Here is a 16,080-nt window from a genome sequence, read left to right as displayed (position 1 = left end):
CAACTCAGCTCTTTTGGGACTTTCTTACTACTGCAGGAGCGGCACAACTTCCTGAGCAAAGCTGTCGAAAGCGTCTTCAATTTTTTCCATAGCGGCAGTAATAGATCCACGGGCATTGGCATCGCAAAGGCTTTTTTCGATAGGGGCAGGGATCCCCTGGAGAGCCGCCGCCGCTGCTTGTAACTCCGACTGAATTTGACTATCCAAATTGGGATTGATGTCCCGGACAAATTGGCTCAGGCCACGACCTTTTCTATCTCTAAATCCGCCCAAGTAAGCATACTGAACGCTGCGCACATTGGCCTGGAACTCCGGCAGCGAATGGTGGGCAAAGCGACTTTCCAGCAGAAAAGGATTTTGCTGGGCGAAGGCTTCGCCAATTTTGACCTTGCCCAGCTCGTCCAACATGCCGAGAATACCTTGGGCTATTTCTTCAGCAGCAGCTTGCAGCGTGAGATAACTCTTGCTGCCCTCGCCGGCTTTTACCCATTCTTCGCGAAAAGCAGGCAGCCCTTGCACTCCCTCTGTCCAGCTTTTGAGCAGCTTTGCCGCCGTATCCGCCAAAACTGGGCCAAGGGCAGCCAAGTACTCCCGATCCCGCTCGGTAAAGTCTTGCAAAGACTTGTTGTTATCCACGCCAAAGAGCAAGAAGGCCACGGCATGAAATCCCTTTTGCCCGCTTTCCAACTCGGCCACGGTCTCTGGAGTGAGGGGATCGCCGCTGTTGAGAACTTCCAGCACCTCCACCTCGTTCAGGGGCCATTCGTCCAAATCCGCATCCAGCCCCAAATAAGCCGCCGGCCCAAAGGCAAAAGCCTCGCTCTCCTCCCAAGTGATGCGGGCAACAGACCAAGCCTGGCGAGCCGCTTGCAAAGTCTGGGCATTGGGATCTTGCACGAAGGCCTGGATGGCCTGAGACAGGGCCTGGGTATCGGCGACCAACTGCTCATAGGCAGGGATCACCACCTGATCGGCAAAGTCGAGCAAAATCTGCCGATCCTGAAACCGCTGCTCAGGAGAGAGCACAACGGCTGGCCGGCGAGAGCCTGCCCCTTCTTCCCCACCCTCGCCGCCGCCATCCACCGGGATAGGCCGACACTCCGGGTTCATTTGAGCTGCCTGCTGAGGCGAAGCCTGGCTCAGGGCCGGTGGATCCCCGCCGCCCGCAGCCGAGGGATCCTTTTGGGTTTCCCCGCAAGCGGCCCCGCTGACCAGAACATAAAGCCCTATCCCCGTCCACAGCTTCAGATACCTCGACATCTCCTCCGACTCCTTTGCCCTCGACTTGGCCAACTTTGGCTTGATTGTAATCCAGCTATTGCGACTCAATCTTAAGAAGGGAGAGATTTTTATCACCGGCTGCCACCGGATCGCCCGGCTCGTCCCTCTGCGGGCCAGCTTCCATCTGCAGCTTCCCCAGGTGGGGCTATGGGCGGATACAAGTCCGACTCTTAACAAAACTTAACTCTAAAGACATTGATATTTGTTTGCAAGAAGCCTAGAGTAGGTCACAGCTCGCTGTTGAGATTTACTCTCAACAGTTGGTTACGTGTCTCGAAAGGATGTGTCCGTGCGGCCAGAGGCGGGCCTGGGGCAAGGTCTCTGGCCTTTTCCTAGAAAAGCTTGTTTAGAAACGCAAGAGGAGCGGAGATGACAGCGACGACACTCAAGCAAGAAGGGGGATCTAGCTCGCAACAACAGATCCCGTGGTGGGCGGGCAACGCCCGTTTGACCGATCTTTCTGGCCGGCTGCTGGGGGCGCATGTGGCCCATGCCGGGCTGATCGTTCTCTGGGCAGGGGCGATGACCCTGATCGAGTTGGCCAAGTTTGACCCCAGCCGACCGATGTATGAGCAGGGGCTGATTCTCTTGCCCCACCTGGCCAGCTTGGGGCTGGGGGTGGGATCCGGCGGGGAAGTCCTGGATACGGATATCTACTTTGCGGTGGGAGCGATCCACCTCATCAGCTCTGCCTTTTTGGGGTTTGGCGGCATTTTTCATGCCCTGCGCGGGCCGGCGGTGCTGGATCCCAAAGCCTTTCCCCTGTTTAGCTACGACTGGCAAGACAAAAACAAGATGACCACCATCCTAGGGATCCACCTGGTGCTGCTGGGATTGGGAGCCTGGCTTTTGGTGCTCAAGGCAGTGGTGTTTGGCGGCTTGTTCGACCCGGTGGCAGGAGAGGTGCGCCTGGTGTCTCCCAACTGGAACCCCTTTGGCCACCTGTTGGGCATAGAAGGGCGCCACTGGATCGCCGGGGTGGACACTTTAGAAGACGTGGTGGGCGGCCACCTCTGGCTGGGCTTGCTCCTGGTGTCAGGTGGGGTTTGGCATATCGCGACCAAGCCTTTTGCCTGGGCAGAACGGATTTTTATCTGGTCTGGGGAAGCTTATCTTTCCTACAGCTTGGGAGCTTTGGCCTTGATGGGATTTATTGCCGCCTATTTCGTTGCCGTTAACCCAGTGGTCTATCCCGAAGTTTTCTATGGGCCGCTGCTGCAGGTGGGCTTGGATCGCTATCCCTTTTTTGAGCAAGGAGAGGCTCTCACGTCTAGGGTTTGGCTGGCCAATGCCCACTTTTGGCTGGCCTTTTTCTTCCTTCAGGGCCACCTTTTCCATGCCCTGAAAGCCCGAGGATTCAATTTCCGTACCGGCAGAGTAGAGCTCGCTGCACAGCAGGCCTAACGGCACGCTGAAGGCATTGACTATCTAGCCATCTGATTTTGAGCTTCGCACTTGCAGTTTCGAGGTAGGAGCAATGGCAAAAATAGGTCTATTTTTCGGCACTCAAACCGGAAATACCGAAAGAGCTGCCGAGATGATTCAAAAAGAGCTGGGCGAAGACAATGTAGATTTAATTGACATTGCCGAGGCCAGCATTGAGGACTTTGAGAAGTACGACTACTTAATCATCGGCTGTCCAACTTGGAATATTGGGGAGCTTCAGGCTGATTGGGATGGTTTTTTCCCAAATTTGGATGAGATCGATTTTTCCGGTAAGACGGTAGCCTACTTTGGAGTTGGGGATCAGTTGGGCTATCCCGACAACTTTCAAGATGCCATGGGGATCCTGGCCAAAAAAATTGCCGAGCGTGCCGGCAAAAATGTCGGCTCCTGGCCTACAGAAGGCTACGAGTTCAACGAGTCTAAGGGAGTGGTTGACGGTGAGTTTGTCGGCCTTGCTCTGGACGAAGATAACCAACCAGAGCTGACGGAAAAACGAATTAAAGAGTGGACGGCTAAACTAAAAACGCTCTTCAATCTGTAATTCAAACCCGGCTTCTTAACTTGTCATTGATACTGTGGGAGTTTGTCATGACCGGCGCAGTTCTATCTTCATCGCCTACTTCTGCTGAGGGATCCCCTCAGGTCAGTTGGTTGGCAGGGAATGCTCGTTTGCTCAACCTATCCGGAAAGCTGCTGGGGGCCCACGTGGCCCATGCGGGGCTGATCATGCTGTGGGCCGGCGGCATGACCTTGTTCGAGGTGGCCCACTGGGATCCAAATCAACCTATGTACAGCCAGGGGCTGATTTTGTTGCCCCATCTGGCCAGCTTGGGCATCGGCGTCAACGCAGAAGGGGTGGTTACGGATCCCTATCCCTTTTTTGTCGTGGGCGTTCTGCACCTAATTGCCTCGGCAGTGCTGGGGGCAGGAGGGATCTTCCATGCCCTTTTGGGACCAGAGGTGCTGAGCAAGGGGAAAACCTTTGCCGAGTTTTTCGGCTACGACTGGGAAGATGACGACAAGATGACCACCATCCTCGGCATCCACCTGCTGCTGCTGGGGCTGGGTGCATGGCTGCTGGTGGCCAAGGCTCTCTTTTGGGGAGGGCTGTACGATGCCAACCTGGGCCGCGTGCGGATCGTTGCGGATCCCACCCTCAATCCGCTGCGGATCTTTGCCTACCTGACGCCGCTCATGGGTCAGCAGGGCATGGCCGCCGTGAACAATCTGGAAGATCTGGTGGGAGGGCACATCTATGTCGGCCTGCTCTGTGTGCTGGGGGGATGGTGGCACATAGCCACACGGCCCTTTGCCTGGGCCAAGCAGGTGCTGATCTACTCGGGCGAAGCCTACCTCTCCTACAGCCTGGGGGCCCTGGCCTACATGGGCATCTTGGCGGCCTATTTTGTCAGCGTCAACGAGATCGCCTATCCGGTGGCTTTCTACGGGCCGCTGGGGCTGGCTGCCGACGAGATGGGTGTGGTGAGCAGCCGTACCTGGTTGGCTACAGCCCACTTTGTCTTGGGGATCCTGTTTTTGGCGGGGCACATCTGGCATGCCATCCGGGCGCGGGCGGCGGCCAGCGGCTTTGACTTCCAGCACGGGGGCTGGGTGCGAGCCACAGATCCGCAGGTGGGCAACTTGGACACGCCGGTAAACCGGGGCGATCTCACCCTGCTGCTGCTGCAAAACCTGCCCATCTACCGGGAGGGCCTCTCTCCTTTTTTGCGCGGCTTGGAGATCGGCATGGCTCATGGGTACTTCCTGGTGGGGCCGTTTTACAAGTTGAGTCCGCTGCGGAATTCGGAGCAGGCCCTGACGGCAGGGACGCTGGCGACCATCGGCCTGGTGCTGATCCTGACGGTTTGTCTCTCCATTTACGGACGGGTGTCCTTTCCTCGCTCGCGGCTGGTGGCAGTGGTCAATACCCCCTACGGCGAGGTGGCCTATCCGACGCCGGGCGTGCAACTGATGGCCGAATCGCAGGGATCCCCTCAGCCGGTGCGAGTACCGGCAGGATCGGAGGACTTGCCCGAAAACTTGCGCACCCGTGCCGGCTGGAGCCAGTTGGCGGGAGGGTTTCTGGTGGGCGGCGTTGGCGGTGCCCTGTTTGCCTACATGCTCCTGAACAGTGCGGACGTGTTGGCCCAGATTTTGCCTGGGCTGTGAATGAGGTTTGAGGCTCCCTGGTTCGGGGATCTGCAGAAAGGAGAGGGGTATTGTCCCCTCTCCTCTATCCAGATCGGCTCGGATCCTTTGGGCCGCATTTTCCAATGGCAATTGCACTGTTCACAATTGCATGGTTCAACCGCACTTTGCCGGTTGGTTTCTGGCTACTGGACTTTGTAGATCTTTTGTTTGGCTAGCAGCCTTGATGGTTTTAACAGTCGAGATGGAATAGCGAATATGAGTTTAAGCTCCGCTTCTGCGCTCGCTTTTGAGGCCCTGTATCTGGGCATTTCTCCCAGTCTCAAGCTCTTTGATCAGCCTTTATTAGGATCCCTGGGGAAATGCTTTCGGATAGCCTACTGGGAGTACCACCAAACCCAGGATGAGCCTTGTAGCCTGGAGACTGTAATCACGCTGCTATACGAATATCTCAAAGCTTGGGATCGACCCGTTCATCTTATCGGCCACGGCTTGAGCGGGGTGGCCGCTTATCTTTTTGCCTGCCGTTACCCACAGCGGGTACAGTCTCTGACCTTGCTGGCCGTGGGAGGTTGGCCTGCTACCACTTGGCATGCCCATTTCTATGTGCAGCGAAAAATCTTTTGCTGGAGTCGGGAACAACTCTTGGTGCGTATAGCCCAGAGCCTTCTACCTACTTCAGAACAGTGGCGAGCACGCTCACTCTCCTATGCTCTGGCTAAAGATTTGGATACTTCTCCCATACCTCACTCCCTATTTCAGGTGATAGCGATTCCAGCCCAGAAAGTGTCGGTGCCGATGTTGGTTTGCGCCAGCAAGGATGACCCCATTGTGGATCCTGCTTCGCTCGAGAAGTGGAGAAACCACCTAAAGCCAGGGGATCAAATGTGGTTTTGCCCTGGGGGGCGACACTTTTTTCATCATTCTTTTCCAAGTTTGGTCAATCTGAAAATAATGGATTTTTGGCAGGAATTGCGTAAACTTCAGCCCAGCATGGCTTAGGGCGGCTGGACTTTCGCGGGATGATAGAATGGCTACTCATCCAAACAGCAGAGGAGCTCCGTTTGCAGCTAGGGCGAAGCAGCCCAGGTGGAGCCCCTGACAACAGGAAAACGGGCAGGGGTGGAATGAGGCCATTGAGCTCCCGGTAAAATTGATAGAATAGGGCAAGCCCCCAACTTGGATAGGGAATGGGCTTGACCGCGGAATCCTCGGCTATGTTCGACAAACTGCTCTTTCCCATCGATAACTCGCGTGAAACCAGCCACGCCTTGCCCTTGGTGGCGGACATAGCACAGCGCTACAAGAGCCAAGTGTATTTGCTTTCTGTGCTGGATGATACGGAGCTTGACCCGGAGCGAGCCGAGCAAGCCCGGCAGAACATCCACAACCTGCTTAAGCAAACGGAGTCTGGCCTGCATCAAATCGGCCTTAGCAACGTCAAGAGTGAGTATCGAGAGGGGAAGGTACCTTTTGTCATCTGTGATGTGGCAGACGAGCTGGAGATCAGCCTGATTGTGATGGGCTGCCGCGGCCTCACCCTATCTGGAGAGGGGCAGAACAACTCCGTGAGCCACCGCGTGATCGATCTCTCCCCCTGCCCGGTGTTGGTCGTGCCCTGAGGAGAGGGATCCCATTGACCAAAAGGCGCGGCAAGCCCCGTCCTTCAGGGCGGGGAAGGATAGCGCCGACCGTAGCCGACGCCCTTTAAAAACGCAGTGCCGGCCATGTGAATATCGTTGTCATCACGCATAGGCCAAGAATACGATTGAGCGGTGCAACGACTTCAAGCCTTCAAGTACGAATTGCTGCCCAACGGCCAGCAGGAACGGCAGATGCGCCGCTTTGCTGGCTCCTGCCGGTTCGTCTACAACAAAGCACTGGCGTTGCAGAAGGAGCGTCACGAGCAAGGCCAGAAAAAGCTAGGCTATGCGGGCCTGTGCCAGCTGCTCACCGCGTGGCGCCACAGCGCAGATACGGCGTGGCTGGCGGATGCGCCGGTGCATCCGCTGCAACAGGCGCTCCAGGATTTGGAGCGAGCCTACAGCCACTTCTTCGCCCAGCGCGCCGGCTTCCCTCGCTTCAAGAAAAAAGGCCGGTCCGACAGCTTCCGTTATCCCGCGCCCAAGCAAATCCAGCTGGACCAGGCCAACAGCCGCATCTGCCTGCCCAAACTTGGCTGGCTGCGTTATCGCAACAGCCGCGACGTGGTGGGCAAGGTCAAGAGCGTCACCGTATCCAAGCACGCTGGCAGGTGGTTCGTGTCGATCCAGACCGAGCGCGAGGTGGAGCAACCCAAGCCGAAGGGCGGCGTAGTCGGCATCGACGTCGGTATTGCCCGCTTGGCTACCCTCTCGGACGGCACGTTCTACGCGCCCCTCAACAGCTTCAAGCGGCACGAGGCGCGCTTGCGCAAGGCACAGCAAGCGCTCTCCCGCAAAGTCAAGTTCAGCAACAACTGGAAGAAGGCAAAAGCCCGCCTCCAGCGTATTCATTCTCAGATGGCCAACGCCCGCCGCGACTTCCTGCACAAGGTCTCGACCGCGATTAGCAAAAGCCAGGCAATCGTGTGTATCGAGGACTTGCGGGTGCGGAATATGTCCAAGTTGGCGGCAGGGACGGCAGATGCTCCTGGGAAGAACGTCCGCGCCAAGTCAGCGTTAAACAAAGCCATTCTCGACCAGGGGTGGTACGAGTTCCGTCGCCAGCTGGAGTACAAGCTGGCCTGGAAAGGCGGCAGGCTCATTGTCGTGCCGCCGCAGAACCCGAGCCGCACCTGTCCATGTTGCGGCCATGTTTTATCAGACAACCGCCAGACCCAAGCCTGGTTCGAGTGCGTGGCGTGCGGCTATGAGAATAACGCCGATCGCGGCAGCGGGCCGGAGGCCTTTCGCGGCAGCGGGCCGGAGGCCTTTCGCGGCAGCGGGCCGGAGGCCTTTCGCGGCAGCGGGCCGGAGGCCTTTCGCGGCAGCGGGCCGGAGGCCTTTCGCGGCAGCGGGCCGGAGGCCTTTCTGGTCGGTGCCATCAACATCCTTGCTCGCGGGATATAGCTGTTGCGAGACGAAGGGCAGGACACGGCCGACGCTGCGGTCGGGATGCGGGTGGGTGAACCACCCGTGTCAGCCCGGATGGCCTGTGGATCGAACTGCACGGGCGGTCGGAAGCAGGAACCCGCCGAGACGACTGCGCAAGGAGCCATCCATGCGTAGCGTGGTAGGAATCTCCGGCCTAAAGGCCGGGGAGGATGTCAATGCTTGTTTCCCGTACTGCTCAGCCACAGCCTCTGGCCGTTCCTGGAACGCACTACGCGCCCACCAGTAGCAAGCGCACCGTCTTGGCATGTAGCTGGCGCTGCTTTCTGACCGCTATCTTGGAGGTCTGAAACTTGAGCAGCAAGACAATAAACCAAGACAATAAACAATGTCAAATAATGTCAAAGAAAATGTCAAAGAAAATGTCAAAGAATAAATGTCAAAGTTGTCCACCCAGAACCTGGCCGCCTTGGCGCTCATCCCGCAAGTCTTGAATGGGCCAACGCAAACAATGACTGCCACTTTCTGGTTTGGTACGGGACTGCCTTCGCCCGATCTGGTAGAGAAGGCAAGATGTGGTGAGTAGCTACTTGCATCCAGGTGGACGCTCGCCTTCTAAAGACTTCAGAAAATCTAGGGTGCGGTTATAAACAAACCGAGCTGTTCCCAACCACTGCTGCAGCGTCTGTCGCTGTTGTGCTGTCGGATACATCTCGTCCCCCAATCTTTTTGCCGGCGCCGGAGATGGAAACTTGCCGGTTGTCTCACCGCCATTTGGAATGGCCAACTGCAAGCCCAAAATCTGGGGGCGCGCAGGGAGGCCGAGACCTCCCTGCTTGTATACTTCTCTTGCGGCTGAGCTGAGCTCGAGACCAAGCATGATCCCACCGCAAACTGCTATTCCCCAAGGGGCTGAGATCCTCTGCATCGGCACAGAATTGCTTTTGGGAGAGATCACCAATACCAATGCCCAGTACTTGGCAGCCGAGTTGGCGCAACTGGGGATCCCCCACTATTACCAAACGGTGGTGGGGGATAACGAGGCCCGCATTCACCACGCGCTGGAGGTGGCCTGTGGTCGTTCCAGCTTGATTCTGATCACCGGGGGTTTGGGGCCGACGCCGGACGATCTCACCCATGAGGCGCTGGCTTCCTTTTTTGGGGCGGAGATGGTGGAGCACCCCCAAGTGTGGGAAGAGATCCTGCAAAAGTACGGGCAGCGGGGCCTTGTGCCCTCGCCGAGCAATCGCAAGCAGGCTTTTCTGCCCCGGGGAGCGAGGGTGTTGCCCAACCCGCTGGGCAGCGCCTGTGGCCTCATCTGGCAGCCCCGGCCCGACCTGCACATTCTCACCTTCCCTGGGGTGCCGCGGGAGATGCAACACATGTGGCGGGAGACCGCCGTGCCTTATCTGCGCTCCATCGGCTGGGGAAAAGAGGTGTTCTACAGCCGGGTACTGCGCTATTGGGGCATTCCCGAATCGACGCTGGCCGAACGGCTGGGATCCCTGTTGGCGGGGGAAAACCCTACGGTGGCTCCCTACGCCAGCCAGGGGGAGGTACGCCTGCGGGTTACCGGACGTGCTCCCAGTCGTGAAGAGGCCCAAGCCTTGATCGCCCCGGTGGTGGAGCAGATTTTACAGATTTCTGGAGAAGACTACTTCGGCAGCGATGACGCCACCTTGGCCGGTGTGGTGGGGGAGCTGTTGCTGCAACGGGGTCAAACTCTGGCGGTGGCAGAATCCTGCACCGGCGGGCTGCTGGGGCAGTTGGTGACCGGGATCCCGGGCAGCTCCCGCTATTTTGTGGGGGGGATCGTGGCCTACGACAACCGCATCAAGGAGCAGCTTTTACAGGTGAATCCGGAAACCCTGCGACAGCACGGGGCCGTGAGCGAGGCGGTGGCCGCCCAAATGGCGCTGGGGGCCAAGCAAGTCCTGGGCTCCAACTGGGCCTTGAGCATCACCGGCATTGCCGGGCCAGAGGGAGGCACCGCCACCAAGCCAGTCGGTCTTGTGTATCTGGGTTTGGCGGATCCGCAAGGGAAGGTGGAAGTACACGAGTACCGGTTTGGCAGCCTGCGCGGCAGAGAGGGGGTGCGTTGGTGGAGCGCCCAAACGGCTCTGGATCGCTTGCGGCGGCGCTTGCTCCACCACCCCCTTCAGGGGGGATCCGGTCTCTCAGGGTTGGATCCCTGAGTAAGCTGGGGGAGCAGATGGATCCAACCGATCTCCAGAAGCAGACCCTACCAGGCAAGGAGCAAGCCGATGATCCCCGATGCCGTCCAGGCGGGCAAGGAAGCCCTGCGGCAGGGCCGCCTTCAAGAGGCCATCCAACTTTTTGAAGGCTACCTGGCCCAATCCCGTCAGCAGGACAAAGCATTAGGGATCCCGGCAGACTCATCTGACGGCGAAGCCCTGGAAGCCCAAATGAACCTGGTGCGGGCCTACCACCAGTTGGGCCAGACGGAGAAGGCACGGTCCCTCTGCCTAGAGCTGCTGCAACACCCCAACCCCCAGGCGCAAGGCTGGGCCAAGAAGATCTTGCTTCGCCTGCCCACTGCAACAGAGTCCCTGGCTGCTCCGTCCGCCAAACCTGTCGAACCGCGTTCTGCTCCCCCAGAGGAGCCGTCTCCTGGAGCGGGATCCCTGTCCACCCGTCAACGGGCCGCCCAACTGGGTATGAAGATCCCCCTGCCGGAGCGGGCCGGCCCCCTGCATTGGGCCAAGTGGGGATCCCTGGGGGTGGGCATTGTCTTCCTTTGGTGGCTGAGCTTTGTGTTGGTAGGCAGCCATCTGGATTTTGGCCGGCTGAGTTTTCCGCGGCAGCTTTGGTTTTTGCAGGGGTTGCTGCCCTGGCTGCGCAATGGCCTGCGGTGGTTGGTGGCCGGCAGCCTGGCGGTCAACTTTGGAGTAGGCCTTCTCTTTTTTGCCCCCTGGCTGATGGATCAGCTCCACCAACGGCTGCACAAGTTGCGTTGGGCCAGGCTTGGCGAAATCGAACGCTACAGCCCCGAAACGGCGCGCCTGCTGCAGCGCATCTGTGCCCAAAACCAGCTAAAACAGCCCCGACTGGGGGTGATCCCGGATGCTGGGCCGCTGGCCTTTGTTTACGGCACTTTTTCTGATGGCTGCCGCATTGTGGTCACCCAAGCCCTGTTGCAGCAGCTTTCTGAGGATGAGATTGCCGCCGTCTACGCCCAGGCCCTGGGGCGAATTGTTAATGGAGATATCCTGGTCATGACCCTGCTGGGATCCCCGATTCAACTGGTTTACCTGGCCCTAGAGCAGGTGAGCCAACTGGGAAGCAAACGGCGGGATCTCATCGGGCATGTGGCCCCGCTGCTCTACCTCATCTACACGGTGCTCTCCTACCCGCTGTTTTTCCTCTCCCGCCTGGGCACCTACCATGCCGACCATTTTGCTGTAGAGGCGACTGGCAACCCGAACGGGCTGATTGCTGCTCTGCTCAAATCGGCTGCTGGCCTGCAAGAGGCCCACAAAAACGACCGCCGACCTTCCTCGCTGTTGCACTGCACCCGCCTGTTCAGCTTTTTGGACTTCAAAACCATCGCCGCTGCCAGTGCTGCCGCCCGCCTCCAGGATCCCTCCCAAGCTGGCCAAGTCTTTCTTTGGGATCAAATCAACCCTTGGGCCCGCTGGATGCAGGTCAATTCCAGCCATCCGCTGCCGGGGCACCGCTTCAAGGTCTTGGCGGGATATGGAGAGCGGCTGCGCCTCCTGCCGGAGCTGAGCCTGGGATCCGGGTCCAAATTGGATGTGGCCCGCCTGCAAAGCCGGTTTTGGCTGGATCTGGCCATCTACGCAGCCGAAGTGGTCGGGATCCTCATTGGCTGGCTGGTGGGGCTGATCCTCTACCTGCTGCTGCAAAACCGTCTCGATCCCAAGGTGATCGCGGCAGCAGCGGTGGTGGGCTACGGGGTGGGCTTGTGGGCCAAAGCGGGATTGATGTACGGGGGATCCCTGCCGGCAAGGCCGACGGATGTGCTCAGCTTGCTGGCGGATCCCGACGCGGATCCCCGCCGCGGACAATGGGTGGAGCTGGAGGGGGAGTTGGTGGGACTGGGCCCCTCCGGCTATCAACTGGGGGCAGAGCTGAAGCTGCAAGAGGCCACAGGGCTGATCCCGGTGCGCTTTACTTCCCCTTTGGGGCCGGTGGGCAATGTCTTTTCCGGCCTGAAGCGGATCCGCGCCCTGGTGGGCCGGCGCGTCAAAGTGGTGGGCTGGTTCCGCCGCGGCAATACTGCTTGGGTGGATCTGGCCTACGTCCAGGTGGGATCCAATAAGCTGCACAGCCGACCGCGCCTTTGGCTGGTTGTGTTCGGCTTGGGAGTCATCCTGCTGGGGATTTGGGGGGCGTTCTATTTCCCCAACTTGGCCTCTTACCTGCGGCGGTGGTGAGCCAGGCTCTCTTCCAGTTGGCTGAGAAAACTAGCGGCGAGAGGGCGTTAACTGTGCCTTGCGCAGGCGCACCGACTGGGGCGTGATCTCCACCAGCTCATCCTCGCCGATGTATTCCAAAGCCCGCTCCAGGGTCATCTCCACCGGCGCTTGCAAGTGCACCAGCTCCTCCCCGCCCGCAGCTCGGTGGTTGGTCAGTTGCTTGGTTTTGCAGACGTTCAACTCCAAGTCCTGGGGACGGTTGTGCTCGCCCACGATCATCCCTTTGTAAACACGGGTACCTGGGGTAATGAAAAACACACCCCGATCCTCGGCGTTTTTCAGGGCGTAGGTGGTGGCCACCCCTTCTTCAAAAGCAATCAGCACCCCGTTGCGGCGCATTTCCATCTCAGAAGTCAGGGGACGGTATTCCAGAAAGCTGTGGCTCATGATCCCCTCGCCGCGGGTGATGCGGATAAACTCCCCTCGAAAGCCGATCAGCCCTCGCGCCGGAATGACAAACTCCAGCTGAGCCCGACCATCGGATCCCACCATCATGTTCTGCATTTCTCCCCGCCGTTGCCCCAGCCGCTCGATGCAGGCCCCCACCGTCGCTTCCGGCACATCCAGCACCAAACACTCATAGGGCTCATAGGGCTGGCCGTTGACCTCGCGGAAAATTACCTTCGGTTGCCCCACCTGAAACTCATAGCCTTCCCGCCGCATGGTTTCTAGCAGGATGCCCAGGTGCAGCTCGCCTCGCCCCGACACCAAAAAGCGATCCGGCGAGTCGGTTTCTTCCACCCGCAGCGCCACGTTGGTTTCCAACTCCCGCATCAGGCGCTCCCGCAGTTGCCGCGAAGTTACAAAAGTACCCTCTTGCCCGGCGAAGGGGGAGTCGTTGACGCAGATCATCACCTGCAATGTGGGCTCGTCCACTTTGATGAGCGGCAAAGCCTGGGGATTCTCGGGAGAGGTGAGGGTGTGGCCAATGTTGGCCTCGGCAAACCCCGCCACAGCAACAATGTGGCCGGCGGTGGCTTCCGTCAGCTCGATGCGCTGCAGGCCCTGAAAGCCGAACAGCTTGGTTACTTTGCCCTTGGCAATGGATCCATCCTCTTTCACCACTGCCAATGGATCCCCCAGACGGATGGTGCCGTTGTGGATCTTGCCGATCACAATCCGGCCCAGGTATTCCGAATACTCCAGCGTGGTGACCTGCAGCTGCAGGGGCTTGCCGGGATCCCCAATGGGAGGTGGGACATGCTTGAGAATGGCCTCGAAAAGAGGCTTCATATCCAGGGATCCGCTGTACTTCCCTTCCAGAAAGTCTTTGAGATGGGCTTCTTCCAGGGCAAAGCCGCGCAACCCAGAGGCAAATAGATAGGGGAAGTCGCACTGGTCTTCGTCTGCCCCCAGCTCCAAGAACAAATCCAGCACCTTGTCGACGGCTTTGTAGGGCTCGGCGCGAGGCCGATCAATCTTGTTGACCACCACAATTGGGCGCAGGCCCTTCTCCAAGGCTTTGCGCAGCACAAAGCGGGTTTGCGGCATCGTGCCTTCGTTGGCATCCACGATCAACAAGCAGCCCTCCACCATCCCCAGCACCCGCTCCACCTCGCCCCCGAAATCGGCGTGGCCAGGGGTGTCGACGATGTTGATCAAGGTTTCGCCGTAGCGGACGGCTGTGTTTTTGGCCAAGATGGTGATGCCCCGCTCCCGCTCCAGCGTGTTGCAGTCCATCACACAGGTGGGGATGTCTTCCCCCTCCCGAAAGATGCCCGCCTGGCGCAACAGGGCATCCACGAGGGTGGTTTTGCCATGGTCAACATGGGCAATGATGGCGACGTTGCGGATGGGGAGTGACATAGATAATCAGCCAGGGGAACATTGCCCTATAGGCAGGAGAGCCCTAGGGATCTCTTTACAACTTTAGCGCAAAGAAGCGTTACATCGCTAAACAGTTGAGCGCCCTTGACTCTGGGCTTAGCCCCAGCACTCCCAAAGGGTTATCCCGACTGCCTCAATATCCAAAGGGATCCCCTACATATCGGCGCCGCGCAGATAGAGCAGCAGGATGACCGCCGGGCCTGCCAAGACAATCAAGGCCAGCAGGGCCAACTGCACAAAAACTTCGTATTGTCCGAACATAATCCCAGATCCTGTGGCTTACGCTTTGTATCCTAAGGGGTGCCCTCCACCCCAGATGGGAGAGCTGTTACAATTCTTCAAGTCATGCGCTCTTCGCCAAGGGATCCCTAGCGCTCCTGCTGGGCTTGAAACACCACCGGATCCAGGTTGAACAGTTCCTGCAAGATCCGCATGGCTGCCCGCCGCGCCTCAATATCCCGTTTGGCCCGCAGTTGCACCATCGGGTCGTGCAGGATCTTGTTGACGATGCCGCGGGTCAAGGCGTCGATCACCTCCAGGTGCTTCTCGGCAAAGTCCTTGCCCAGGCGGGAGAGAGCTTTTTCCATCTCCTGCTCGCGGATGGACTCCACCTTGTGGCGCAGGCTGGAAATGGTGGGCACCGTCTCCAGAGAACGCCACCACTCCATGAATTGATCCACCTCCTCTTCCACCAGGGCTTCGGCAGCCAGAGCCAGCTTTTGCCGTTGGGCGCGGTTTTCTTCCACGATGCGGGAGAGGTGATCCACATTGAACACCTGTACCCCCTTCAGCTTTTCCACATCGGGATCGATGTTGCGGGGCACAGAGATATCCACCAACAACAGCGGCTGATCCGGCTGCAGCACCCCTGCCAGTTGCTGGTAGTTCAGGATCGGCTGGGTGGCACCGGTGCTGGTGAAGACCAAGTTGGACTCGGCCACACTGTTCAGCAGCGACTCCCAAGGCAGCACCTGGATCGGCTGCTCAAATTGCTTGGCCAGGGCTTCGGCTCGCTCCAGGGAGCGGTTGACCACCGTGATATCGACTGCCCCCTTGGCCAACAGGTGCTGCACCAACAGACGGGCCATTCTCCCCGCCCCCACCACGGTAACCTTGCCCTGAGAGAGGGATCCCTGCTCTTGCAGAGCCAACTCCACCGCTGCCGAGCTGATGGACATGGCGCCGGTGCCGATCTCCGTTTCGGTACGGACGCGTTTGCCGGCGGTAATGGCCGCCTTAAAGAGGCGATTGAGGATGCGATCCATGCCGTTGCAGGCTTGGCCCAGTTGCTGGGCTTTTTTCACCTGCGAGAGGATCTGCCCTTCTCCCAGCACCAAGCTATCTAGCCCGGCAGCCACCCGCATCAGGTGGGTTACGGCATCTTGGTAAAGAAGGGTAAACAGGTGCGGACGCAGTTGGGGCAAGGGGATCCCTTTCAGCTCAGCCAAGAACTGCATCGTCTGCCGGACACCACTCTCCATTTCTGAGGTGACGATGTAGACCTCCAGCCGGTTACAGGTGCTGAGGATCGCAGCCTCCTCAATGTGGGGGTGGGTGCGAAGCTGCTGGATCGTCTCTCCCACCTCCGCCTCCGCGATGCTGAGGCGCTCCCGAATCTCTACGGGAGCTGTGCGATGGCTAAGACCGACAACCGCGATAAACATGCCTCTCCGTCGTCTGTACAGCAACAGCAAAAGTTATTAAAAACAAAAACTCTGAACAAAAGCAAATATTGTTTCAGAGAGAAAGCAAGAGCTGTGACCGATACGAGGGGATCCCTTGACTCGGTTCCAGCAAGCTTAGGTAACTTTTCTCAGCCTACCTAAACCCTAAGACCAGTATCGAACCGGTTTTGCCGGATTTTGCTGAAGAGTTATTACGTTTTC

13 protein-coding genes are annotated in these 16,080 nt (G+C 58.7%); 8 read left to right on the top strand and 5 right to left on the bottom strand.

Annotated features, from left to right (window positions below; genetic code table 11):
• Positions 1-27 precede the first annotated feature (27 nt).
• Positions 28-1,260, bottom strand: coding sequence for an imelysin family protein (locus CYB_RS10815; protein WP_011433843.1), 1,233 nt, complete (start codon positions 1,258-1,260; stop codon positions 28-30).
• A gap of 390 nt (positions 1,261-1,650) precedes the next feature.
• Between CYB_RS10815 and CYB_RS10810 the strand changes: the two genes are divergently transcribed.
• The 6 genes from CYB_RS10810 (at position 1,651) to CYB_RS10785 (ending at position 7,925) form a co-directional block, all read left to right on the top strand.
• Positions 1,651-2,685 (top strand): chlorophyll a/b binding light-harvesting protein, encoded by a 1,035-nt coding sequence (locus CYB_RS10810; protein ID WP_011433842.1) that lies wholly within the window; start codon positions 1,651-1,653, stop codon positions 2,683-2,685.
• Positions 2,686-2,758: 73 nt separating this feature from the next.
• Positions 2,759-3,268, top strand: coding sequence for a flavodoxin FldA (gene fldA, locus CYB_RS10805; RefSeq protein ID WP_011433841.1), 510 nt, complete (start codon positions 2,759-2,761; stop codon positions 3,266-3,268).
• 47 nt (positions 3,269-3,315) lie between these two features.
• The gene (locus CYB_RS15700) at positions 3,316-4,896 is read left to right on the top strand and encodes a chlorophyll a/b binding light-harvesting protein (protein ID WP_011433840.1); all 1,581 of its coding nucleotides are present in this window, start codon (positions 3,316-3,318) and stop codon (positions 4,894-4,896) included.
• A 189-nt stretch (positions 4,897-5,085) separates the two neighbouring features.
• Entirely contained in the window at positions 5,086-5,877 is a 792-nt protein-coding gene (locus tag CYB_RS10795; RefSeq protein ID WP_238376770.1) for an alpha/beta fold hydrolase, read from the top strand.
• A gap of 215 nt (positions 5,878-6,092) precedes the next feature.
• Positions 6,093-6,497: a universal stress protein gene (locus CYB_RS10790; protein ID WP_011433838.1), complete on the top strand. Its 405-nt coding sequence runs from the start codon at positions 6,093-6,095 to the stop codon at positions 6,495-6,497.
• Positions 6,498-6,650: 153 nt separating this feature from the next.
• Positions 6,651-7,925 carry an RNA-guided endonuclease InsQ/TnpB family protein gene (locus tag CYB_RS10785; RefSeq protein ID WP_011433837.1) on the top strand — a complete coding sequence of 425 codons (1,275 nt, stop codon included), beginning with the start codon at positions 6,651-6,653 and terminating at the stop codon, positions 7,923-7,925.
• Positions 7,926-8,493: 568 nt separating this feature from the next.
• On the opposite strand, the gene CYB_RS15695 is transcribed toward CYB_RS10785, so the two are convergent.
• Positions 8,494-8,619 (bottom strand): helix-turn-helix domain-containing protein, encoded by a 126-nt coding sequence (locus tag CYB_RS15695; RefSeq protein WP_369791772.1) that lies wholly within the window; start codon positions 8,617-8,619, stop codon positions 8,494-8,496.
• 166 nt (positions 8,620-8,785) lie between these two features.
• Here CYB_RS15695 and CYB_RS10775 point away from each other — a divergent pair, with 166 nt between their 5' ends.
• Together CYB_RS10775 and CYB_RS10770 are read left to right on the top strand one after the other, a co-directional pair.
• Positions 8,786-10,102, top strand: a complete 1,317-nt coding sequence (locus tag CYB_RS10775) for a competence/damage-inducible protein A (RefSeq protein ID WP_011433836.1) — start codon at positions 8,786-8,788, stop codon at positions 10,100-10,102.
• A 69-nt stretch (positions 10,103-10,171) separates the two neighbouring features.
• Positions 10,172-12,325: a zinc metalloprotease HtpX gene (locus tag CYB_RS10770; RefSeq protein WP_011433835.1), complete on the top strand. Its 2,154-nt coding sequence runs from the start codon at positions 10,172-10,174 to the stop codon at positions 12,323-12,325.
• Between the two features lie 30 nt (positions 12,326-12,355).
• On the opposite strand, the gene typA is transcribed toward CYB_RS10770, so the two are convergent.
• The 3 genes from typA to CYB_RS10755 all read right to left on the bottom strand — a co-directional run bounded on the left by typA (position 12,356) and on the right by CYB_RS10755 (position 15,858).
• Complete coding sequence (gene typA / locus CYB_RS10765; RefSeq protein WP_011433834.1) at positions 12,356-14,173, bottom strand: translational GTPase TypA; 1,818 nt, start codon at positions 14,171-14,173, stop codon at positions 12,356-12,358.
• Between the two features lie 174 nt (positions 14,174-14,347).
• On the bottom strand, positions 14,348-14,455 hold the full coding sequence (gene psb30, locus CYB_RS10760) for a photosystem II reaction center protein Ycf12/Psb30 (protein ID WP_011433833.1): 108 nt from the start codon (positions 14,453-14,455) through the stop codon (positions 14,348-14,350).
• A 107-nt stretch (positions 14,456-14,562) separates the two neighbouring features.
• Positions 14,563-15,858, bottom strand: a complete 1,296-nt coding sequence (locus CYB_RS10755; protein ID WP_011433832.1) for a glutamyl-tRNA reductase — start codon at positions 15,856-15,858, stop codon at positions 14,563-14,565.
• Positions 15,859-16,080 lie beyond the last annotated feature (222 nt).

It is taken from the genome of Synechococcus sp. JA-2-3B'a(2-13), from assembly GCF_000013225.1.
Classification (GTDB): domain Bacteria; phylum Cyanobacteriota; class Cyanobacteriia; order Thermostichales; family Thermostichaceae; genus Thermostichus.
This window is presented reverse-complemented; position numbering and strand designations above follow the sequence as displayed.

What these genes read in the sequence shown, in the direction of transcription:
- CYB_RS10815 (WP_011433843.1), bottom strand. Translation starts at nt 1,260, where the DNA reads ATGTCGAGGTATCTGAAGCTGTGGACGGGGATAGGGCTTTATGTTCTG.
- CYB_RS10810 (WP_011433842.1), top strand. Translation starts at nt 1,651, where the DNA reads ATGACAGCGACGACACTCAAGCAAGAAGGGGGATCTAGCTCGCAACAA.
- fldA (WP_011433841.1), top strand. Translation starts at nt 2,759, where the DNA reads ATGGCAAAAATAGGTCTATTTTTCGGCACTCAAACCGGAAATACCGAA.
- CYB_RS15700 (WP_011433840.1), top strand. Translation starts at nt 3,316, where the DNA reads ATGACCGGCGCAGTTCTATCTTCATCGCCTACTTCTGCTGAGGGATCC.
- CYB_RS10790 (WP_011433838.1), top strand. Translation starts at nt 6,093, where the DNA reads ATGTTCGACAAACTGCTCTTTCCCATCGATAACTCGCGTGAAACCAGC.
- CYB_RS15695 (WP_369791772.1), bottom strand. Translation starts at nt 8,619, where the DNA reads ATGTATCCGACAGCACAACAGCGACAGACGCTGCAGCAGTGGTTGGGA.
- CYB_RS10775 (WP_011433836.1), top strand. Translation starts at nt 8,786, where the DNA reads ATGATCCCACCGCAAACTGCTATTCCCCAAGGGGCTGAGATCCTCTGC.
- CYB_RS10770 (WP_011433835.1), top strand. Translation starts at nt 10,172, where the DNA reads ATGATCCCCGATGCCGTCCAGGCGGGCAAGGAAGCCCTGCGGCAGGGC.
- typA (WP_011433834.1), bottom strand. Translation starts at nt 14,173, where the DNA reads ATGTCACTCCCCATCCGCAACGTCGCCATCATTGCCCATGTTGACCAT.
- psb30 (WP_011433833.1), bottom strand. Translation starts at nt 14,455, where the DNA reads ATGTTCGGACAATACGAAGTTTTTGTGCAGTTGGCCCTGCTGGCCTTG.
- CYB_RS10755 (WP_011433832.1), bottom strand. Translation starts at nt 15,858, where the DNA reads ATGTTTATCGCGGTTGTCGGTCTTAGCCATCGCACAGCTCCCGTAGAG.